The following is an 18,846-nucleotide window of genomic DNA, read 5'->3' as shown; positions in this document are numbered from 1 at the left end:
CGGGGGCTATTGCTCGGGCGGGCTGGACAGTCACCGGCGGCTGGTGACGGAGGCGGGGCGCGCCGCCGGCGCGCGCACGCTGGGGCTGGCGTTCCGTCTGGCACCGGAACACCCGTTCCCGGCCGCGCTGGACGATGCGGTGGCGGCCTGGCACTGGCTGCGCGGTCAGGGGATCGCGGCGGAGCGGATCGTGGTGGGTGGCGACAGCGCGGGCGGCGGTCTGTCGCTGGTTCTGGCGATGCGGTTGCGCGACATGGGCGAGGCGCTGCCGGCGATGGCCTGGCTTCTGTCGCCCTGGACCGACCTGACGATGTTGGGCGCGTCGATCGAGGAGAACGATGCGGCGGATCCGCTGATCCATCGCGGCTATCTGGAGGAGCTGGCGGCGGCCTATGTGCCCGCGGGCATGGACAGGGCGGACCCGCGCATCTCGCCCCTGTTCGGCGACCTGGCGGGGTTGCCGCCCCTGATGATCCAGGTGGGTGCGGCCGAGACCCTGCTGGACGATTCGGTGCGGCTGGCGCGGCGCGCGGGCGCGGCGAACGTGCCTGTGACGATGCAGGTCTGGCCCCACATGATCCACGCCTTCCCGATGTGGAACGCCGGCCTGGACGCCGGACGCCGTGCCCTGCGCGAGGCGGGTGCCGCCATGCGGGCGCGCTGGTCCGACGTATAGGGCAGGACTCTGGTGGGTCTGGCGGAGACGAAGGGATTCGAACCCTCGAGACGGTTCCCCGTCTGCACCCTTAGCAGGGGTGTGCCTTCGACCACTCGGCCACGTCTCCGCCGCCCCGTTTATCGGCGGTGCCAGGCGTCGGCAAGCGGAAACTGGCAGCGGCCCCGCGCGGATGCGGGCGGGTCTTGCCGAGGCGGGGCGGGCCTGCTTTACCTGTGGCCATGAGCAAGCCCGCAGATAACCCCGCCGACCCGTTCAAGAAGGCCCTGGCCGATGCCACGCGTGTCATGGCCGACGACCCGGAGATGACCGTCACCTATTCAGTCGATCCGGCGGGGATGACGAAGGATGGCGTGCGCCTGCCCCAGGTCAGCCGGCGGATGAGCCGGGACGAAGTGCTTCTGGCGCGCGGCACGGCCGATGCCTTTGCGTTGCGTCGCAAGTTCCACGACGAGGCGGTTTCGGCGCGCTACACGCCTACCGGACCGCTGGCGCGCGAGATTTACGAGGCGATGGAGACCGCCCGCTGCGAGGCGGTGGGGGCGCGGGCCATGCCGGGCACCGCGGGCAACATTGACGCCAAGATCGCCAACGAGGCGGACCGGCGCGGCTATGCGCAGATCACGTCGACCCAGGAGGCGCCACTCTCGGTGGCGGCGGGCTATCTGGTGCGCCACCTGGCGACCGGGCGCGACATGCCGCGCGGCGCGCAGAACGTGATGGACCTTTGGCGGCCGTTCATCGAGGAACAGGCGGGCGGCACGCTGGATGTGCTGGACGATGTGCTGGCGGACCAGGCGGCCTTTGCGCGGCTGGCGCGGAAGGTGATTGCCGATCTGGGCTATGGCGACCAGCTGGGTGACGACCCGGACCGCCCCGAGGACGAGGATCAGGGCGACGAGGCTCAGGAGGACGAGGACAGCCCCGAAAGCGCCGGCGAGGAAAGCCAGGACAGCGAGGAATCCGACGCGAGCCCCGAGCAGAGCCAAGAGGAGCAGCAGGATCAGTCGCAGGCGCAGGTCACGATGGAAGACAGCGCCGACATGGAGCAGGGCGACGAGACCGAACTGCCCGAGGGCGAGGCGCCGCTGGAGCCGCCGCCCCCTGCCCCCTATTCCGATGCAGACCCGAACTATGCCGTCTATACTACGGATTTCGATGAGGAAATCCGGGCCGAGGAGCTGGCCGAACCGGCCGAGTTGGAGCGGCTGCGCGCCTATCTGGACCAGCAGCTGGAACCCCTGAAGGGCGCTGTGTCGCGGCTGGCCAACAAGTTGCAGCGCCGGCTTCAGGCACAGCAGAACCGGAGCTGGGAGTTCGACAAGGAGGAAGGGATCCTTGACGCCGGGCGTCTGGCGCGGGTGGTGGCGAACCCCACGACGCCCCTGTCGTTCAAGTGGGAGAAGGATACCGAATTCCGCGACACCTGCGTGACGCTGCTTCTGGACAATTCGGGCTCGATGCGGGGGCGGCCCATTTCCATTGCCGCGATCTGCGCCGATGTGCTTGCGCGGACGCTGGAGCGCTGTGACGTGAAGGTGGAAATCCTGGGATTCACCACGCGGGCCTGGAAGGGCGGGCAGTCGCGCGAGCGCTGGCTGGCGCAGGGGCGCCCGCAGGGGCCGGGGCGGCTGAACGACCTGCGCCACATCATCTACAAGGGCGCCGATGCGCCCTGGCGTCGGGTGCGGCCCAACCTGGGCCTGATGATGAAGGAAGGGCTGCTGAAGGAAAACATCGACGGCGAGGCGCTGGAATGGGCGCATCGCCGGATGCTGGCCCGCCCCGAGGCGCGGAAGATCCTCATGGTCATCTCGGACGGGGCGCCGGTGGACGATTCCACCTTGTCGGTCAATGCCGCGAGTTTTCTGGAAAAGCACCTGCGCGACGTGATCGCCATGGTGGAAAAGCGCCGCATGGTGGAGCTGATCGCCATCGGCATCGGCCATGACGTGACGCGCTATTACCAGCGCGCGGTGACGATCACCGATGTCGAACAGCTGGCCGGCGCGATGACGGAGCAGTTGGCCGGGCTGTTCGAAGTGGACCCGAAGAAGCGGGCGCGCGCGGCGGGGATGCGGCGCGCGGGCTGACGGGCGGTGCGGGGGGCTGTCGGCCCCCTCTTGGCCGCGTGGGCCAATTCCCACCCCCGAGGATACTTGCCGGACAGAAAATGAGGGCGTGATGTTCCAGACCTTCGATTCCCATGCCTCGCCCGAACAAGGACCCGCGCGGCTGGCGGCGTTGCGGGCCCGACTGGCGGCCGAGGGGCTGGCAGGGTTCCTGGTGCCGCGATCCGATGCGCATCAGGGCGAGTATGTCGCGGCGCGGGATGAGCGGCTGCAATGGCTGACCGGGTTCACCGGATCGGCGGGGTTCTGCATCGTGCTGCCCGACGTGGCCGGCGTGTTCATCGACGGGCGCTATCGCACGCAGGTGAAGCTGCAGGTGGATCTGGCGCATTTCACGCCGGTGCCCTGGCCCGAGGTCAAGCCGGGCGACTGGCTGCGGGAGCATCTGGCCGGCGGCGTGATCGGCTTCGATCCCTGGCTGCACACGGCAGGCGAGATCGAGGCTCTTGAGAAATCGCTTGAGGGAAGCGGGGTAACCCTTCGCTCTGGCGTGAATTTCGTAGATGCGATCTGGCCGGATCAGCCGGCCCCGCCCATGGGGCGCGCCTTCGTGCACCCGGATGCCGTGGCGGGCGAGACGAGTGCCGACAAGCGGGCGCGGCTGGCGTCGGATCTGGCGAAGGCCGGGCAGAGGGCGGCCGTGCTGACGCTGCCGGATTCGATCTGCTGGCTTCTGAACATCCGGGGCGCCGACGTGCCGCGCAACCCGATCCTGCATGGCTTTGCCATCCTGCACGACGATGGCCGGGTGACGCTGTTTTGCGAGGCGGCCAAGCTGGACGATGCGGTGCGCGCGCATCTGGGGCCGCAGGTGACGGTGCTGCCGCCTTCAGAGCTGGTTCCTGCCCTGCGCGGCCTGACCGGACCGGTACGGGTGGACCGGGGCACGGCACCGCTTGCCGTCTCGCAGGAGCTGTCCGGGGCGGGCATTGCGGTGGCCTGGGGCGACGACCCGTGCCGGCTGCCCAAGGCGCGCAAGAATGCGGGCGAGCTTGCAGGGATGCGCGAAGCGCATCTGCGCGACGGGGCGGCGATGGTCGAGTTCCTGTGCTGGCTGGATCGTGCGGCGCCACAGGGCGGGCTGACCGAGATCGACGTGGTGACAGCGCTGGAAGGCTGTCGCCGGGCCACAAATGCGCTGCATGACATCAGCTTCGATACGATCTGCGGCGCGGGGCCGAACGGCGCGATCATGCATTACCGCGTGACGGATGAATCGAACCGACCCGTGCGGCAGGACGAGCTGCTGCTGGTCGATTCCGGGGCGCAGTACGAGGACGGCACGACCGACATCACCCGCACCGTGGCGGTGGGCGATCCGGGGCCGGAGGCGCGGGCCTGCTTTACCCGCGTGCTGCAGGGCATGATCGCCATCAGCCGGGCGCGGTTTCCGAAGGGGCTGGCGGGGCGCGACCTGGACCCCTTTGCGCGGCAGGCGCTGTGGATGGCGGGGCAGGATTTCGACCACGGGACGGGGCATGGCGTGGGCGCCTTCCTTTCGGTGCATGAGGGGCCGCAGCGGCTTTCGCGGATCTCCGAGGTGGCCCTGGAACCGGGCATGATCCTGTCGAACGAGCCGGGCTATTACCGGGAGGGGGCCTTCGGCATAAGGCTGGAGAACCTGATCGTGGTGCGCGAGGCGGCGAAGCTGCCGGGCGGCGACGACCACCGGGTACAGTACGATTTCGAGACCATCACCTTCGTGCCGCTGGACCGCCGGCTGATCCTGGCCGACCGCCTTTCACCGGGCGAACGGGACTGGCTGAACGCCTATCACGCCGAGGTGCTGGAGAAGATCGGGCCGCGCCTGTCGCCCGAGGCGCTGGACTGGTGCCGGGCAGCCTGCGCGCCGGTGTGAGGGAGCGTCAGGACGCCTCGCCCGCCACCTGACGGATGCGTGCCACCATGGCGCGCAGGCCGTTCGAGCGTTGCGAGGAGAGGTGGTCTTCCAGCCCCAGGCGCCTGAGCTCGGCCGGGGCGTCCACGGCCACCACTTCGGCGGGGCGGAGGCCCGAGTACAGCGCGTGCAGCACGGCGATCAGGCCGCGCACGATCATCGCGTCGCTGTCGCCCTGGAAATCGAAGCGGCCGTCGTCCAGCACCGGGCGAATCCAGACCTGGCTGGCGCAGCCGTCCACCTTGTAGGCCGCGACCTTGAAGCTGTCGTCCAGAGGCGGCATGGCCTTGCCCAGTTCGATCACATGGCGGTAGCGGTCTTCCCAATCCTCGAGGAAGTCGAAGGTTTCCGCGATATCTTCGAAGGCTTCGGTCGCCATGTGATGCTCCTGCGATTGTTCCTGACCTAGGGCGTCGGCTGGCAAAGGTCCAGAACCCCTGCCCCGGCTTTTCAATCCGGGACGCATCGGCTACCCATGGGGCGCCCATGAAGGAGCCCCGCATGACTTTGCGCCCTGTTGTCCTGATCGCCCTTCTGACACTGGCGGGATGCGGACAGAACGTGAGTGTCTGGTCGCCCCGGACCTGGTTTGGCGCGGGCGAGATGCCCGAGGACACGCAGGTTGCGCCGGACGAGTCGCAGGATCCGCGCCCGCTGGTGCGGAGCGTGACCTCGGCGAGCATCGAGCAGGCCAATGGCGGCGTGATCGTGCGCGCGACCGGGCTGCCGCCGACGCAGGGCTGGTGGCAGGTGGACCTGATGCCCCTGCCGATCGAGAACGGCGAACTGGTGCTGGAGTTCCGGACCTTTGCGCCGCTCGATGCGGCGGCACAGGGTACGCCGCGGTCACGCGAAGTGACGGCGGCCTATACGATCTCGCGCTTTACGCTGGAGCGTGAGGGGATCAACCGCGTGGTGATCAAGGGCGAAACTAATTCGAAGGTGCTGCGCCCCTGAGGCCGGTTCCGTTTTCGCCCGGCCGGGAGCTATGGCCAGTGGCGGCAAAAAGTTGTAAGTCGCCTGCATCAATCCAGAACGACAGGTTTTCCCATGTCCTCCGCGCTGCTGCGCCCGGCTCTTGTGCTGGGCCTGATGTCCTGCATCGGCCCCTTCGCCATCGACATGTACCTGCCCGCCCTGCCCGGCATTGCCGCAGATCTGGGGGCCAGCGTGCAGCAGATGCAGGGCACGATCACCAGCTATTTCCTGGCATTCGGCCTGGCGCAGCTGGTCTATGGTCCCTGGGCCGACCAGTCGGGGCGCAAGCGGCCGATCTATGTGGGCGCGGTGATCTTCCTGATCGGCACAGTGGTCTGCGCCTTTGCCCAGACGCCGGGCCAGCTGATCCTGGGGCGGGCGATCCAGGGCTTTGGCGGCGCGGCCGTCATGGTGGTGCCGCGCGCGATCATCCGCGACATGCATACCGGGCCGGATGCCACGCGGATGATGGCGGCAATCATGCTGGTGATCTCGGTCTCGCCCATGCTGGCGCCGCTGGCCGGATCGGGCGTGATGGCGCTGACTTCGTGGCGCGGCATCTTCTGGATGCTGGCGGCGGCGACCTTCGTGAGCCTGGCCATGACGCGGTTCCTCCTGCCCGAGACGCTGCCGCCCGAGGCGCGCCAGCCGGTGAACCTGTCGGTGCTTCTGTCCAGTGCGCGGCGGCTCTTGACCGACCGCGGGTTCCTGGCGCTGACCTTCCTGGGCGGTTTCGGCATGGCGAGTTTCTTCGTCTTCATCGCCTCGGCAAGCTTTGTCTATTCGGAAGCCTTCGGCCTGTCGCCCACCGGGTTCTCGCTGGCGTTTGCGGTGAACGCGATCGGCTTCTTTGCCTCGTCGCAGATGGCGGCCGGCCTTGGGATGCGCTTTGGCGCACGGCGGGTCGTTGCGGTGGCGACGACCGGCTTCATGGTCTCGGCGCTGGTGCTGTTCGGCCTGGGTCTGGTCGGGCTGGCCGGGCTTTACGTCACGGTGGGCGGGCTGTTCATTGCCAACGCCTTCCTTGGCCTGGTCATTCCCACCACGATGGTGATGGCATTGGACGAGCATGGCGACATCGCAGGGCTGGCCTCGTCGCTTGGCGGCACGCTGCAAATGCTGGCTGGCGGCATCATGGTGGCGTTGACCGGGCCGTTCTTCGATGGAACGGTGGTGCCCATGCTGGCGGCTATTGCCTTGTGCGGCGTGCTGGCCTTCACCCTGTCGCGGCTGGTGCCGCGGCATCAGGCGGCGGCGGTGCCCGTCGCCTGAACCTCGGCCAGCGCGGATTCGATCAGCGCAAGCCCGGCGCCGGGCCGGCTTGCGCCTTCGGACAGCGCGCGGCGCCAGCTGCGGGCGCCGGGGCGCCCGGTGAACAGGCCCAGCATATGCCGCGTGATCTGGTGCAGGCGCCCACCCGATTCCAGGTGCCGGGCGATGTAGGGCACCATCTGGTGCACCACTTCGAAAGGCGACGGCGCGAAAGCTTCGCCCCACAGTGCATCGGCCCCAATCAGCACCGAAGCCGGATCGTGGTAGGCAGCGCGGCCGACCATCACGCCGTCAAGCCCCTGGTCCAGAAGAGCCCGCGCCTGACCGAGCGAGGTGATGCCGCCGTTGATGCAGATGGTCAGATGCGGGAAGGCGCGCTTCATCGCCATGACAAGCGGGTAGTCCAGTGGCGGGATCTCGCGGTTTTCCTTGGGCGACAGGCCCTGCAGCCAGGCCTTGCGGGCGTGGATCACAAAATGCCGCACGCCGGCGGAGGCCACGGTTTCGATAAAGGCGGGCAGCACCTGTTCAGGCACCTGTTCGTCCACGCCTATGCGGCATTTCACCGTGACCGGGACCGGGCTTTCCGCGATCATCGCTGCCACGCAATCGGCCACCAGGCCGGGCCGTTCCATCAGGACCGCGCCGAAGCAGCCGGATTGCACCCTGTCAGAGGGGCAGCCGACGTTCAGGTTGATCTCGTCATAATTCCAGTCGCGCGCGATCCGCACGGCCTGCGCGAGCTCTGCGGGGTCAGAGCCGCCGAGTTGCAGCGCGACCGGGTGTTCCTCGGGCGAGAAGCCGAGCAGGCGGTCGCGCGGACCGTGGATCACCGCGGGGGCGGTGACCATTTCGGTGTAGAGCATCGCCCGGCGCGTCATCAGCCGGTGAAAGTACCGGCAGTGACGGTCAGTCCAGTCCATCATGGGGGCCACGGAAAGGCGGTGCGCGTGCTGCATCCGTTCCCCCTGCCCCGAAAAGAGCCGCGTTTCAAGCAGGCGTTTGACTGCAAGGAGGCGTGTTGCCATGGACCTCTGCGACGGGGCCGCATCGGCCGGAAGGCCCGGACTGGAACGCAAGCCTGGTCCCGGCGACGGAAATGCAGGTCCCGCCTCCGTTTTCTCCCTGATGCGGCAACGGCCGGCTGGCGACGGCATCCGCGGCGGCGAATTCCGGGTGCAGGGTCTAACGCCACTTGCGCGTGCCGCCTGCCAACACGGCGGCGTACACCCCCGCGTGCTCGTCAGGCTGCCCAACCCGGCAGCGCGCAGCACTTGCGCGACCCGTTCGAAGCGCTGAAGAAGCACCTCCCCCGTTGCGCCTTTCGCTGCACTGCCGCATCATGGCTGCAGCACAGCGGAGACTCGTCCCATGACTCACCCCGCCTTCGCCCGCGGTCGTACGGCCGTGATCACCGGCGCCGCCTCTGGCATTGGCCGTGCCGCCGCAGAAGCCTGCGCCCGCGCCGGCATGGCGGTGGCGATGGTCGACCTGCCGGGGCCGGCGCTGACCGAGGGCGCAGCCATGCTGGCGGGCGAAGGCCACAAGGCCCGCGCCTACATCGCCGATGTTTCGGACCGGGCGGCGCTGGCCGCGGCGGCAGCGCGCATCGCGGCCGAGATGCCGCCAGTGACGGTGTTGATGAACAACGCGGGCGTGGGTCTGCCAAGTTCGGCGCTGGAGCATCCCGAAGTCTGGGCGCGGACCCTGGGGGTGAACCTCTGGGGCGTGATCCATGGCACTCAGGTCTTCGCGCCGGCGATGCTGGCGCATGGCCAGCCGGCCGTGATCATCAACACCGGGTCGAAGCAGGGCATCACCACGCCCCCCGGCAACCCGGCCTACAACACCTCGAAAGCCGGGGTGAAGGCCTATACCGAGGCTCTGGCGCATGAGTTGCGCAACATTCCCGGCGCCAGGGTTTCGGCCCATCTGATGATTCCCGGTTGGGTCCATACCGGCATGACCGGTAAGCCCGGGGCCAAGAAGCCGGCAGGGGCCTGGTCTGCGACCGAAGCGGTGGCCTTCATGATGGCGCGTATTGCCGCGGGGGATTTCTATATCCTGTGCCCCGACAACGAGACGCCGCGCGCACTGGACCAAAAGCGCATGGCCTGGGCGATGGGCGACGTCATCGAGAACCGCCCTGCCCTTTCGCGCTGGCATCCGGATTGGGCCGAAAAATTCAAGGCCAGTCTGGCCGAAGACTGACCTGCGCGGACGGTCCCGGCGCTTGCCCGCCGCCTGCCCCTTCGCTAATCAGGACGGGACCAGGGACAGAACATGCGCATTCTCATCACGAACGACGACGGCATCAACGCGCCGGGCCTTGAAGTGCTTCACCGGATCGCGACCGAAATCGCCGGTCCCTCGGGTGAGGTCTGGACGGTGGCGCCGGCCTTCGAGCAGTCGGGGGTGGGGCATTGCATCAGTTATACCCATCCCATGATGATCGCCAAGCTTGGCGAGCGGCGCTTCGCCGCCGAGGGCAGCCCGGCCGATTGCGTGCTGGCCGCGATATACGACGTGCTGCAGGGCGCGAAGCCCGACCTTGTGCTGTCGGGCGTGAACCGGGGCAACAACGCGGGCGAGAACGTGCTGTATTCCGGCACCATCGGCGGCGCGATGGAGGCGGCGTTGCAGGGGCTGCACGCCATTGCCCTGTCGCAGTTCATGGGGCCGGCGACAGAGGATCTGGCCGATCCGTTCGAGGCGGCGGCACAGCATGGAACGGCCGTGGTGCGGGCGCTCCTGGACCGGGGGCTGTGGACGCAGGACGACTACCGGCTGTTCTACAATGTGAACTTCCCGCCTGTTCCGGCGGCGCGGGTGCGTGGCATGAAGGTGGCGGCGCAAGGGTTCCGGCGGGGATCGAGCTTTTCCTGCGAGGCCCAGCAATCGCCCTCGGGCCGCAAGTTCCTGTGGATCAAGGGGGGGCCGCAACATGCCAGCACCCAGCCCGGCACCGATGTTGCCGCCAACCTGGATGGCCACATCGCGGTGACGCCGATGCGTGCCGACCTGACGGCGCATGACCTGTTGTCCGACCTGGAGGCGCGCCTCGCATGACCGGGGCCGATCCCGCCGACGATCCGCTGCCCATGGCCGAGCGCAAGATGCGCTTTCTCTATGCGCTGCGGTCCCGCGGGGTCACGGACAGCCGGGTTCTTTCGGCGATGGAACGCATCGACCGCGGCGCCTTTGTGAAGGGGCTGTTCGCCGAACGCGCCTATGAGGACATGCCGCTGCCCATCGCCTGCGGCCAGACGATCAGCCAGCCCTCGGTGGTGGGGCTGATGACCCAGGCGCTGGACGTGCAGCCGCGCGACAAGGTGCTGGAGGTGGGCACAGGTTCGGGCTACCAGGCCGCGATCCTGAGCCTGCTGGCACGCCGGGTCTATACCGTGGACCGGCACCGGCGCCTGGTGCGCGAGGCGGAAGAGATCTTCCGCGCGCTGGACCTGAACAACATCACCGCACTGGCCGCCGACGGCAGCTTCGGCCTGCCCGACCAGGCACCCTTTGACCGCATCCTTGTGACAGCGGCGGCCGAGGATCCGCCCGGCCCGCTGCTGGCGCAGCTGAAGCCCGGCGGCATCATGGTGCTGCCGGTCGGTCAATCCGACGCCGTGCAAAGCCTGATCAAGGTCACCCGTGGCGAAACGGGCTACGACTACGAGGAATTGCGCCCGGTTCGCTTTGTGCCGCTGGTCGAAGGGCTGGGGTCGGAGTAATCAGCCTTCAGAACCAGACGATCCGCCGGCAGAGGCGGGCAAGACGCGAAGAGGCACCAGATGACGCATACCCGGACAGGAAAGCTCCACGGCCTGCTGATGGCGACCGGCCTGCCGCTGCTGTTGCTTGCCGGCTGCGTCGACACCAGCAACATGGATTGGGACCTGCGCAACGGCCAGGCCGGTCTGGACACGTCCGACGCCGCGCGCATGGCAACGGCTGCGCGCCCGACCGCCGATGCCAGGGGTGTGCTGTCCTATCCGAATTACCAGGTGGTCATCGCCCGGCGCGGCGACACGGTGGCGACGGTGGCCACGCGCGTCGGACTGAGCGCGCAGGAACTGGCCAGCTACAACGCGCTGCAACCTGACGATGCGCTGCGCGAAGGGGAGGTGCTGGCGCTGCCCCGCCGCGTCGCCGCCGCTCCGACCCCGACAGCGGCCGCCCCGGCGGCATCCCCCGCCACTGGCGGGATCGACGTGGGCTCCATTGCCACCACGGCGCTGGACCGGGTGGAAAGCACCCCAACCCCAACTGCGACGGCGGCGCCCGCGGCCAAGCCGGCAGCCGGCCCCGAGCCTCTGCGCCACAAGGTCAAGCGCGGCGAGACGGCCTATACCATTGCACGGCTTTACAACGTCTCGCCCAAGGCGCTGGCCGAATGGAACGGGCTTGGGCCCGACCTCGCCGTACGCGAGGGCCAGTATCTGATCATCCCGACGGCGGCGCCCGGCGCCACGGCAACCTCGGCAGTGGCCGTCACCACCACGCCCGGCACCGGATCGCCGACACCCGAACCGCCCTCTGCCTCTCAGCCGCTGCCGGACGAGAAGGTTGCGCCGGCGTCAGAGCCGGCAAAGGCCACGCCGCCTTCGCCAAATCTTGGCAAGGACCAGACCGCAGCTTCGGCTGCGGCCATGGCGATGCCCGTCTCTGGCACCATCGTGCGCGCCTATGTGAAGGGCCGCAACGACGGCATCGACATCCAGGCGCCCGCCGGGACAGCCGTGAAGGCGGCGGCCGCGGGCACCGTAGCCGCCGTGACCAAGGACACGGACGGCACACCCATTGTCGTCATACGCCATGCCGACGGGCTGCTGACCGTCTATGCCGGGGTCGAGGGGCTGAAAGTTGCCAAAGGGGCCAGCGTGACGCGCGGCCAGACCATCGGCGTCACGGGCAAGACCGACCTGCATTTCGAAGTGCGCAAGGGCGTGGACAGCGTGGACCCGGCGCCCTACCTGGAGTGACGGCTCTGCGTCAAAGGCCTGACAAGCGAGACGGGAGTTCTGCCTCTGCCATCCGCCTTGGTCACCTGAACCGACAGGCCGATCTCTGACGTCAGATCCGCACGCCTTCGCGTGCGGCCAGGTCGCAGAAGAACTGCCAGGCGACCCGCCCGGAGCGGGCGCCGCGCGTGGCCTGCCACTCCACGGCCTCGGCACGAAGGCGGTCTTCGGGGACAACGACACCATGCGCCGCGCAGTAGCCGCGGATCATCTCCAGGTACTCGTCCTGGGTGCAGGGGTGGAAGCCCAGCCACAGGCCGAACCTGTCGGAAAGGGATACCTTTTCTTCGACCGCCTCGCCCGGATTGATCGCGGTGGATCGTTCGTTCTCGATCATGTCCCGCGGCATCAGGTGGCGGCGGTTCGAGGTGGCGTAGAACAGAACGTTTTCCGGGCGCCCCTCGATCCCGCCATCCAGCACGGCCTTCAGGCTCTTGTAATGCTGGTCGTCATGGCTGAAAGACAGGTCGTCGCAGAACAGAAGGAACCGCCGGTCGGATGCCCGCAAGAGCGCCAACAGGCGCTGCACCGTGGGAAGGTCCTCGCGGCTGAGTTCCACGATCTTCAGATCGTGCCCCTCGGCCCGAACCTGAGCGTGGACGGCCTTGACCAAGGACGACTTGCCCATGCCGCGCGCGCCCCACAGAAGCGCGTTGTTCGCCGGCAAGCCCGCCGCAAAATGCCGGGTGTTGGCCAGCAGCGTATCGCGTGACCGGTCCACCCCTACCAGAAGCGAGATGTCCACCCGGTTGACCTTGCCCACAGGGTCCAGCCGGTCGGGCGCAACATGCCAGACAAAGGCATCGGCGGCCCCGAAGTCGGGCGACTTCAGCGGTGCCGGCGACATGCGCTCCAGCGCCGCCGCAATGCGGGCCAGCGTCTCATCCGTGCTGCCGGTCATACTGCCTCGCTGTCTTCGTCCATGCCCTCTTCTGCCGCGCGCTGGCGCTCGAACCGGGCGATCAGGAAAATCGAGACCTCGTAGAGCGGGTAGATCGCCGCAAACAGGATCAGCTGGCTGAGCACGTCGGGCGGTGTCACGATGGCGGCGACGGCGAGGATCAGCACCACGGCATATTTCCGCATGTGCTTCAGTCCGGTCGAACTGATCAGACCGGCCCGCCCCATCAGCGTCAGCAGCACCGGCAGCTGGAAGCACAGGCCGAAGGCCATGACGAAGGTCATGGTCAGGCCAAGATAGCTTTCCATCGAGCCCTGGAACACCACGCCGGCCGGCGCGCCAGAGGTGGTGGCAGACCCATCGGTCAGCTGGTCCTGGAAGCCCAGGAAGAACGAGAAGGCGAAGGGCAGGATCACGTAATAGGCAAAGGCGGCCCCGACGATGAACATCATCGGCGAGGCGACAAGGAAGGGCAGGAAAGCCCGCTTTTCAGACCGGTAGAGACCGGGTGCCACAAAGCGCCACATCTGGTAGGCGATGATCGGGAAGGCCAGAGCGAAGCCGCCCCACATCGCGATCTTCATCGCGGTGAAGAAGCCCTCCTGCATCTTGATCAGCACAAGCTGGCATTGCTGGTTGCGATCGGCGAGGGCCTGGCACATCGGATGCGACAGGAAGGCGAAGATCGGCTTCCACAGCACATAGCCCACGATGAAGCAGGCGATGAACGCGCCCATCGAGACAAGGATCCGTGTGCGCAGCTCGGCCAGATGCTCGATCAGCGGGGCCGAGCTGTCTTCGATCTCGTCACGGGTCATGTCTTGGCGCTTCCGTCAGTCTCTGCAGCGGCGCTATCCACCGCACGCATCTTTTCCGCCGCCTCGCGGGCGATGGCAGCCTTTTCGGCCCGAGCCTCGTAAAGCGCCTTCGTGGCCGGGCCAGGATCGACCGTAGCAGCCGGTTCTGCTGCCGCGACACCCGCCGCCGCTGCGGCTTCGGCGCCCGTGCCCAGACTGTTGGTGGGCACGGCGGGCCGCGGCGCCGCCGGGGCCGTGGGCTTGGCGGCATTCTTCAGCGGGTCCCACTTCTCGAACTTGTCGGCGGCATCCTTGACGGCCTTCAGCCCCATGTTCTTTGGCGAGGTCACGTCCTTCAGATCCTTGGCCACGTCGCCGACGCCGCTTTCATTGGCCGCCTGTTCCATCGCGCGCTGGAACTCGCGCGCCATGGCGCGCGCCTTGGCGGTGAACCGGCCAAGCGTGCGGAACATCTCGGGCAGGTCCTTGGGCCCGATGACGATGAGCGCAACGATGCCGATCAGGAGAAGCTCGGTCCAGCCGATGTCGAACATGACCCTGCTCCGGCGCCGCTCAGACCTTGTCTTTCTCGGCCGGCGTCACGTCCTTCGCAACCTCCGCCGAGGCTTTCTCGATCTCTTCCTTGCCGTCGGACACGCCCTTCTTGAAGGCGGTGATGCCCTTGCCGAACTCGCCCATCATGCTGGCGATCTTGCCGCGGCCGAACAGAACCAGCACCACGATCGCGATCAGCAGGATCTGCCAGGGTCCCATCTGCATGTCTTCATCCTCCGTCTGGCCAGGCCCATGCCCGGCGGTCTGTTCGGGTTCTATGCGGCTGGCCCCCAGGATCAAAGACCGAACCGGCCCGGCGGGACCCTGCGCCACCAAGGAAGCGTCAAGGTAGCTGACAGCTAGTTGTCAGTTGCTCTGTGCCAGAACGGCGCATCGGACCACGAAAGGAGACCCACATGACCGATTCCGTGCTTGAGATTGTCCGCTTCCGCCTGCGCGACGGCGCCACTCCCGAAACCTTCATCCGGGCGGCTGCCGACAGCGTTGCCCCCATCTCTGCGTGTCCCGGCTTCCTGTCGCGGCGCCTGGTTCATGACGGTGCCGGCGGATGGACCGATGTGGTGGAATGGGCAGACATGGCGAGTGCGCAGACGGCCGCCCAAGCCGTGCTGACAAATGCGGCGCTTGCGCCCTTCCTGTCCATGATCGACGAGACAAGCGTCGAGATGGCGCATCCGGCAATCGCCCTGGCCCATTCGGCCTGACCGCCGGTTGACGCCATGGCGGCGGCAGGCCACCCTGCCGCCCCATGCGCCGCACAGACCGCCTCTTCGACCTGATCCAGATCCTGCGCGACGGGCGCCTTCACCGTGCCTCGGAAATGGCCGAGCGGCTGGAGGTCTCGACCCGCACGATCTGGCGCGACATGGCCACGCTCATGGCCTCTGGCTTGCCGCTGGAGGGCGAGCGTGGCGTGGGCTACATCCTGCGCGCGCCGATCACCCTGCCGCCGATGATCCTGACTGCGCAGGAGCTTGAGGCGCTGCGCCTGGGCGTGAAGCTGGTGGCCGATGGCGCCGACCCTGGCCTGTCGCGCGCGGCACGTGGCCTTGCCGCCAAGATCGCCGCAGCCATGCCCGCGGCCATCGAACCGGACGAGGATGGTCTCTTCGTGTTCTCGGGTGAAGAGGCCGCGCGCGCCTCGCCACACCTGCCGGTGCTGCGCACCGCGATCCGCAACCGCGAGCGGCTGACGATCAGCTACATCGACCTTGACGGCCGCGAAAGCCACCGCGACATCCGCCCGCTGCAACTGGAATTCTGGGGCCGGGTCTGGACGCTTGCCGCCTGGTGCGAGGCGCGGGCCGATTTCCGGTCTTTCCGCGTTGACCGCATCGTCGCGCTGACCCCGACGGGCGAGATTTTCCCCGACGAGCCTGGACGGCGGCTGGAGGACTATCGCGCCCTGACCGCAGCGCCGGAAGCGGCGCCTTCACCCTGAGCCATCACGCCACGGGCGCCCGGCCAGCCGCGGGAAAGACGAAGCAGCGGTCGCGTCGGATCATCAGCCAAAGCGCCGTGCCAGCCTTGGGCAGGAAGACCCCCGGCACCGCCGCCGTCAGCTTGGACCCGTCGAAATCCATGCGGAACTCGACCAGGCTTTCACGACCCAGGAACCGGGCGCGCTGCACGATGCCGCGCGCCGCCGTGCCGTCCTGCGGTGTGGGCAGCGGACCGCGGCCGCCCCGGTCGAAGTCGATCTTCAGGTGCTGCGGCCGGATCACGATTTCCACATCGGCCCCGTCGGCATGGCCTGGGGTAAGGAAGGCGCCGAAGGGCGTTTCGGTCAGCGCGCCGCGGCTGGTGCCACGGATCACGTTGATATCCGAAAAGAATGCCGCCGCCGCCCGGTCCACCGGCGCGTTGTAGACATTATAGGGGGCGCCCTTCTGCACGATCCGCCCCCGTCGCATCAAGGCGATCTCGTCGGCCATGCGCATCGCCTCGTCCGGCTCGTGCGTGACCAGAAGGACCGCCGCGCCCTCCTCTTTCAGGATGTCGAGCGTCGTGTCGCGGATGCCGTCTCGCAGCCGGTTGTCCAGGCCGGAAAAGGGCTCGTCCATCAGCATGACCCGCGGCCGCGGCGCCAGCGCCCGTGCCAGCGCCACGCGCTGCTGCTCGCCCCCCGAAAGCTGGTGCGGATGTTTTGGGCCAAAGCCGGTGAGATTGACCTTTTCCAGAAGCTCAGCCACCCGCCTGTCCTTCGCGGCCCTGTCTCCGGTCAATCCAAATGCCACGTTCGCCGCCACGGTCAGGTGGGGGAACAGCGCGAAGTCCTGGAACATCAGCCCCACGCCGCGCGCCTCGGGCGGACGGTTCACCGCCGGCCCGAACATCACCTGCCCGTCGATGCGGACCAACCCGCTGTCCGGCCGCTCCACACCGGCAATCATGCGCAGCGTCGTTGACTTGCCGCAGCCCGATGGGCCCAGAAGGCAGGTCACCTGACCGGCCGCCACCGAAAGCGAGACATCATCCACAACCGTCCGCCCCGCGAACGCGCGGCTCAGGGACTGGACTTCCAGGCGGGGGGCGGGTTGGTCCGGCATGGTTCCCGATAAAATGCGTCGGGCATCCGGTTAACAGCCCCCCGCCGCCCCGGCAAGTCCGGGTCAGATCGTGGCCATCGTGGCGCCACCGTCCAGAAGGATGTTCTGCCCCACGATGAACCCGGCATGGACCGAGCAGAGGAAGGCGCACATCGCCCCGAACTCCTCGGCTGTTCCATAGCGCCGCGCCGGGATGGTCGCCATGCGCTCGGCCCGCGCCTCGGCCAGCGAGATGCCCTTGGCCTTCACCACGCCGCCGTCCAGCGCGGTCGCGCGGTCTGTGTCATGGATGCCGGGCAGAAGGTTGTTGATCGTCACGCCAAAGGGCGCGACCTGCCGCGAGGTGCCCGCGACATAGCCGGTCAGCCCGGTCCGCGCCGCGTTCGACAGGCCAAGCTGCGGGATGGGGGCCTTGACCGACTGGCTGGTGATGTTGACCACCCTGCCCCATTTGCGCGTCATCATGCCGGGCACGAGGGCCGTCATCAGGGCGATGGGGGTCAGCATGTTGGCATCAAGCGCCTTGATGAAATCCTCTCGGCCCCAGTCGGACCAAAGGCCCGGCGGCGGGCCGCCGGCGTTGGTCACGAGGATGTCGACCTCGCCCGCAGCGGCCAGAACCTCGGCCCGCCCGGCCTCGGTCACGATGTCGGCGGCGATGGTGCTGACCGCGACGCCGTGGCGCACGCGGATTGCCTCGGCCGTCGCCTCCAGAGCCTCCGAGCCGCGGGCGTTCAGGATCAGGTCGACACCCGCCCCGGCCAGCGCCTCGGCGCAGCCGCGGCCAAGCCCCTTCGATCCGGCGCAGACCAGCGCCTTCCTGCCCCTGATGCCCAGATCCATCGCGTTCTCCTGTCCGGTTTCGCCCCTTGCTACCAGCCTCACCGCCTCGTGCAAGGGAAAGGCGCCTTGGCCGGTTGCGCCAAGGTCCCTGCTTTGCTAGGCCGCAGGAAGCCCACGACCCGAAGGACCGCCCCATGACCTCGCCGATCGACCCAGGGTCCGATCCGCTGCTGCCCGGCCATGCGGTCCAGCTGTTCCACGCCGAGGATATCTTCGTCAGCCATGGGGTGAACCATGACGAGGGGATCGGGCATCCCGAGACGCTTTGCCCCGGCGACGTCTATGAGCTGGACCCTCGGGCAAAGCCCTTGCGGCTGGTGATCGCGGGGGGTGGCGGGCAGCGGGTGGCGGCGGGGAGCGAGGTGGGCGCGCCCGGCGAGACCATCGCGCTGGAGTCGCGGCTGACGCTCATGTCGCCCGACGGGGACAGGGTGGAGCTCCTGGTGCTGGCGCTGGCGGGGGGGACGCGGCTGGCGCTGCCCTTGTCTCCGATGGGGCCGCGGATCGAGTACACCCTGCTGCAGACCGAGGCCGCGCCGGATCCGGCGCCGCTGGCGGACCTGGTCTGCGTGTCCTTTGCCCGGGGGACGATGATTACCCTGGGCACGGGCGAGCAGGTGCCGATCGAGCGGCTGCAGCCGGGGGACCGGGTGCTGACGCGGGACCACGGGCCGCAGCCGATCCGCTGGATCGGGCGGGCCACGCTGCGGGGCGTGGGGGCTTTTGCGCCGGTGGTGATCCAGGCCGGGTTGCTGGGCAATTCGGGGGACCTGATCGTGAGCCAGCATCACCGGATGTTCCTGTACCAGCGGCGGCGGGGGGCTTTGCCCACGGCGGAGATCCTGGTCCAGGCCAAGCATCTGGTGGATGGGGAGCGGGTGTTTATCCGCGAGGGGGCGGTGGTCGAGTATTTCAGCCTGGTCTTCGACCGGCATGAGATCATCTATGCCGAGGGGGTGCCGGCGGAGAGCCTGATGGTCAACGAGGCCACGGTGACCCGGCTGCCCCCTGAGTTTGCCGACGAGATCCGGGCCCGGTTTCCGGGGCTGAAGCAGAGCCAGCATTTCGGGACCGAGGCCGGGCGGGAGGCTCTGGACGTGTTGCTCGGGCCGGACCGGCGCTGAGGCGTCCGAGCTCGGACGCCTGCCATGATCAAGCAATTTCAACGGGTTGCGCGGGCGTCTTAACTTGGACTTAAGGA

Annotated in this window: 20 protein-coding genes and 1 tRNA gene; 12 read left to right on the top strand and 9 right to left on the bottom strand. The window is 68.2% G+C overall.

Annotated features, from left to right (window positions below; translation table 11 throughout):
• Window positions 1–43: 43 nt before the first annotated feature.
• Window positions 44–676, top strand: coding sequence for an alpha/beta hydrolase (locus JO391_RS06060; protein WP_375155687.1), 633 nt, complete (start codon window positions 44–46; stop codon window positions 674–676).
• Window positions 677–695: 19 nt separating this feature from the next.
• Here JO391_RS06060 and JO391_RS06055 read toward each other — a convergent pair.
• Window positions 696–785 (bottom strand) — tRNA-Ser (locus JO391_RS06055).
• 112 nt (window positions 786–897) lie between these two features.
• On the opposite strand from JO391_RS06055, the gene cobT reads away from it, so the two are divergent.
• Both cobT and JO391_RS06045 read left to right on the top strand, forming a co-directional pair.
• A complete protein-coding gene (cobT, locus tag JO391_RS06050) occupies window positions 898–2,769 on the top strand; it encodes a cobaltochelatase subunit CobT (RefSeq protein WP_220663375.1) in 1,872 nt (623 codons plus the stop codon).
• Between the two features lie 91 nt (window positions 2,770–2,860).
• A complete protein-coding gene (locus JO391_RS06045) occupies window positions 2,861–4,666 on the top strand; it encodes an aminopeptidase P family protein (protein ID WP_220663374.1) in 1,806 nt (601 codons plus the stop codon).
• Between the two features lie 7 nt (window positions 4,667–4,673).
• Here JO391_RS06045 and JO391_RS06040 read toward each other — a convergent pair whose 3' ends face one another.
• Window positions 4,674–5,084 carry a SufE family protein gene (locus tag JO391_RS06040; RefSeq protein WP_220663373.1) on the bottom strand — a complete coding sequence of 137 codons (411 nt, stop codon included), beginning with the start codon at window positions 5,082–5,084 and terminating at the stop codon, window positions 4,674–4,676.
• A gap of 122 nt (window positions 5,085–5,206) precedes the next feature.
• On the opposite strand from JO391_RS06040, the gene JO391_RS06035 reads away from it, so the two are divergent.
• The gene (locus tag JO391_RS06035) at window positions 5,207–5,662 is read left to right on the top strand and encodes a hypothetical protein (RefSeq protein WP_220663372.1); all 456 of its coding nucleotides are present in this window, start codon (window positions 5,207–5,209) and stop codon (window positions 5,660–5,662) included.
• 93 nt (window positions 5,663–5,755) lie between these two features.
• The gene (locus JO391_RS06030) at window positions 5,756–6,955 is read left to right on the top strand and encodes a multidrug effflux MFS transporter (protein ID WP_220663371.1); all 1,200 of its coding nucleotides are present in this window, start codon (window positions 5,756–5,758) and stop codon (window positions 6,953–6,955) included.
• Here JO391_RS06030 and dusA read toward each other — a convergent pair.
• Complete coding sequence (gene dusA, locus JO391_RS06025; RefSeq protein ID WP_375155699.1) at window positions 6,928–7,881, bottom strand: tRNA dihydrouridine(20/20a) synthase DusA; 954 nt, start codon at window positions 7,879–7,881, stop codon at window positions 6,928–6,930. The genes JO391_RS06030 and dusA overlap by 28 nt on opposite strands.
• A 445-nt stretch (window positions 7,882–8,326) precedes the next feature.
• Between dusA and JO391_RS06020 the strand changes: the two genes are divergently transcribed.
• The 4 genes from JO391_RS06020 to JO391_RS06005 all read left to right on the top strand — a co-directional run bounded on the left by JO391_RS06020 (window position 8,327) and on the right by JO391_RS06005 (window position 11,940).
• The gene (locus tag JO391_RS06020) at window positions 8,327–9,166 is read left to right on the top strand and encodes an SDR family NAD(P)-dependent oxidoreductase (protein ID WP_220663369.1); all 840 of its coding nucleotides are present in this window, start codon (window positions 8,327–8,329) and stop codon (window positions 9,164–9,166) included.
• Between the two features lie 72 nt (window positions 9,167–9,238).
• Window positions 9,239–10,024, top strand: a complete 786-nt coding sequence (gene surE / locus JO391_RS06015; RefSeq protein WP_220663368.1) for a 5'/3'-nucleotidase SurE — start codon at window positions 9,239–9,241, stop codon at window positions 10,022–10,024.
• Window positions 10,021–10,689, top strand: a complete 669-nt coding sequence (locus JO391_RS06010; protein WP_220663366.1) for a protein-L-isoaspartate(D-aspartate) O-methyltransferase — start codon at window positions 10,021–10,023, stop codon at window positions 10,687–10,689. The genes surE and JO391_RS06010 overlap by 4 nt, the downstream gene beginning before the upstream one ends.
• A 60-nt stretch (window positions 10,690–10,749) precedes the next feature.
• Window positions 10,750–11,940 carry a M23 family metallopeptidase gene (locus JO391_RS06005; RefSeq protein WP_220663364.1) on the top strand — a complete coding sequence of 397 codons (1,191 nt, stop codon included), beginning with the start codon at window positions 10,750–10,752 and terminating at the stop codon, window positions 11,938–11,940.
• Window positions 11,941–12,031: 91 nt separating this feature from the next.
• Here JO391_RS06005 and JO391_RS06000 read toward each other — a convergent pair whose 3' ends face one another.
• Genes JO391_RS06000 through tatA form a run of 4 tightly spaced genes read right to left on the bottom strand, consistent with a single transcriptional unit; the run spans window position 12,032 to window position 14,457 of the window.
• A complete protein-coding gene (locus JO391_RS06000; protein WP_220663362.1) occupies window positions 12,032–12,880 on the bottom strand; it encodes an ATP-binding protein in 849 nt (282 codons plus the stop codon).
• Complete coding sequence (gene tatC / locus JO391_RS05995) at window positions 12,877–13,698, bottom strand: twin-arginine translocase subunit TatC (RefSeq protein WP_220663360.1); 822 nt, start codon at window positions 13,696–13,698, stop codon at window positions 12,877–12,879. Before tatC ends, JO391_RS06000 begins: the two co-directional genes overlap by 4 nt.
• Complete coding sequence (gene tatB / locus JO391_RS05990; RefSeq protein WP_220663359.1) at window positions 13,695–14,231, bottom strand: Sec-independent protein translocase protein TatB; 537 nt, start codon at window positions 14,229–14,231, stop codon at window positions 13,695–13,697. The genes tatC and tatB overlap by 4 nt, the downstream gene beginning before the upstream one ends.
• Before the next feature lie 19 nt (window positions 14,232–14,250).
• Window positions 14,251–14,457 carry a twin-arginine translocase TatA/TatE family subunit gene (gene tatA / locus JO391_RS05985; protein WP_220663357.1) on the bottom strand — a complete coding sequence of 69 codons (207 nt, stop codon included), beginning with the start codon at window positions 14,455–14,457 and terminating at the stop codon, window positions 14,251–14,253.
• Between the two features lie 191 nt (window positions 14,458–14,648).
• Here tatA and JO391_RS05980 point away from each other — a divergent pair, with 191 nt between their 5' ends.
• Together JO391_RS05980 and JO391_RS05975 are read left to right on the top strand one after the other, a co-directional pair.
• Complete coding sequence (locus JO391_RS05980; protein ID WP_220663355.1) at window positions 14,649–14,957, top strand: antibiotic biosynthesis monooxygenase family protein; 309 nt, start codon at window positions 14,649–14,651, stop codon at window positions 14,955–14,957.
• A gap of 44 nt (window positions 14,958–15,001) precedes the next feature.
• Window positions 15,002–15,694, top strand: coding sequence for a helix-turn-helix transcriptional regulator (locus tag JO391_RS05975; protein WP_220663353.1), 693 nt, complete (start codon window positions 15,002–15,004; stop codon window positions 15,692–15,694).
• Window positions 15,695–15,698: 4 nt separating this feature from the next.
• Here JO391_RS05975 and JO391_RS05970 read toward each other — a convergent pair whose 3' ends face one another.
• Together JO391_RS05970 and JO391_RS05965 are read right to left on the bottom strand one after the other, a co-directional pair.
• Complete coding sequence (locus tag JO391_RS05970; protein WP_220663351.1) at window positions 15,699–16,802, bottom strand: ABC transporter ATP-binding protein; 1,104 nt, start codon at window positions 16,800–16,802, stop codon at window positions 15,699–15,701.
• A 63-nt stretch (window positions 16,803–16,865) separates the two neighbouring features.
• Window positions 16,866–17,645 carry an SDR family oxidoreductase gene (locus JO391_RS05965; protein ID WP_220663349.1) on the bottom strand — a complete coding sequence of 260 codons (780 nt, stop codon included), beginning with the start codon at window positions 17,643–17,645 and terminating at the stop codon, window positions 16,866–16,868.
• 134 nt (window positions 17,646–17,779) lie between these two features.
• On the opposite strand from JO391_RS05965, the gene JO391_RS05960 reads away from it, so the two are divergent.
• Window positions 17,780–18,769, top strand: coding sequence for a Hint domain-containing protein (locus JO391_RS05960; protein WP_220663347.1), 990 nt, complete (start codon window positions 17,780–17,782; stop codon window positions 18,767–18,769).
• Window positions 18,770–18,846 lie beyond the last annotated feature (77 nt).

The organism is Neotabrizicola shimadae (assembly GCF_019623905.1).
Classification (GTDB): Bacteria; Pseudomonadota; Alphaproteobacteria; order Rhodobacterales; family Rhodobacteraceae; genus Neotabrizicola; species Neotabrizicola shimadae.
Note: the sequence above shows the minus strand (reverse complement) of the source record. Positions and strands in the feature narration are given on the sequence as shown.

What these genes read in the sequence shown, in the direction of transcription:
- cobT (WP_220663375.1), top strand. Translation starts at nt 898, where the DNA reads ATGAGCAAGCCCGCAGATAACCCCGCCGACCCGTTCAAGAAGGCCCTG.
- JO391_RS06045 (WP_220663374.1), top strand. Translation starts at nt 2,861, where the DNA reads ATGTTCCAGACCTTCGATTCCCATGCCTCGCCCGAACAAGGACCCGCG.
- JO391_RS06040 (WP_220663373.1), bottom strand. Translation starts at nt 5,084, where the DNA reads ATGGCGACCGAAGCCTTCGAAGATATCGCGGAAACCTTCGACTTCCTC.
- JO391_RS06035 (WP_220663372.1), top strand. Translation starts at nt 5,207, where the DNA reads ATGACTTTGCGCCCTGTTGTCCTGATCGCCCTTCTGACACTGGCGGGA.
- JO391_RS06030 (WP_220663371.1), top strand. Translation starts at nt 5,756, where the DNA reads ATGTCCTCCGCGCTGCTGCGCCCGGCTCTTGTGCTGGGCCTGATGTCC.
- dusA (WP_375155699.1), bottom strand. Translation starts at nt 7,881, where the DNA reads ATGATGGACTGGACTGACCGTCACTGCCGGTACTTTCACCGGCTGATG.
- JO391_RS06020 (WP_220663369.1), top strand. Translation starts at nt 8,327, where the DNA reads ATGACTCACCCCGCCTTCGCCCGCGGTCGTACGGCCGTGATCACCGGC.
- surE (WP_220663368.1), top strand. Translation starts at nt 9,239, where the DNA reads ATGCGCATTCTCATCACGAACGACGACGGCATCAACGCGCCGGGCCTT.
- JO391_RS06010 (WP_220663366.1), top strand. Translation starts at nt 10,021, where the DNA reads ATGACCGGGGCCGATCCCGCCGACGATCCGCTGCCCATGGCCGAGCGC.
- JO391_RS06005 (WP_220663364.1), top strand. Translation starts at nt 10,750, where the DNA reads ATGACGCATACCCGGACAGGAAAGCTCCACGGCCTGCTGATGGCGACC.
- JO391_RS06000 (WP_220663362.1), bottom strand. Translation starts at nt 12,880, where the DNA reads ATGACCGGCAGCACGGATGAGACGCTGGCCCGCATTGCGGCGGCGCTG.
- tatC (WP_220663360.1), bottom strand. Translation starts at nt 13,698, where the DNA reads ATGACCCGTGACGAGATCGAAGACAGCTCGGCCCCGCTGATCGAGCAT.
- tatB (WP_220663359.1), bottom strand. Translation starts at nt 14,231, where the DNA reads ATGTTCGACATCGGCTGGACCGAGCTTCTCCTGATCGGCATCGTTGCG.
- tatA (WP_220663357.1), bottom strand. Translation starts at nt 14,457, where the DNA reads ATGCAGATGGGACCCTGGCAGATCCTGCTGATCGCGATCGTGGTGCTG.
- JO391_RS05980 (WP_220663355.1), top strand. Translation starts at nt 14,649, where the DNA reads ATGACCGATTCCGTGCTTGAGATTGTCCGCTTCCGCCTGCGCGACGGC.
- JO391_RS05975 (WP_220663353.1), top strand. Translation starts at nt 15,002, where the DNA reads ATGCGCCGCACAGACCGCCTCTTCGACCTGATCCAGATCCTGCGCGAC.
- JO391_RS05970 (WP_220663351.1), bottom strand. Translation starts at nt 16,802, where the DNA reads ATGCCGGACCAACCCGCCCCCCGCCTGGAAGTCCAGTCCCTGAGCCGC.
- JO391_RS05965 (WP_220663349.1), bottom strand. Translation starts at nt 17,645, where the DNA reads ATGGATCTGGGCATCAGGGGCAGGAAGGCGCTGGTCTGCGCCGGATCG.
- JO391_RS05960 (WP_220663347.1), top strand. Translation starts at nt 17,780, where the DNA reads ATGACCTCGCCGATCGACCCAGGGTCCGATCCGCTGCTGCCCGGCCAT.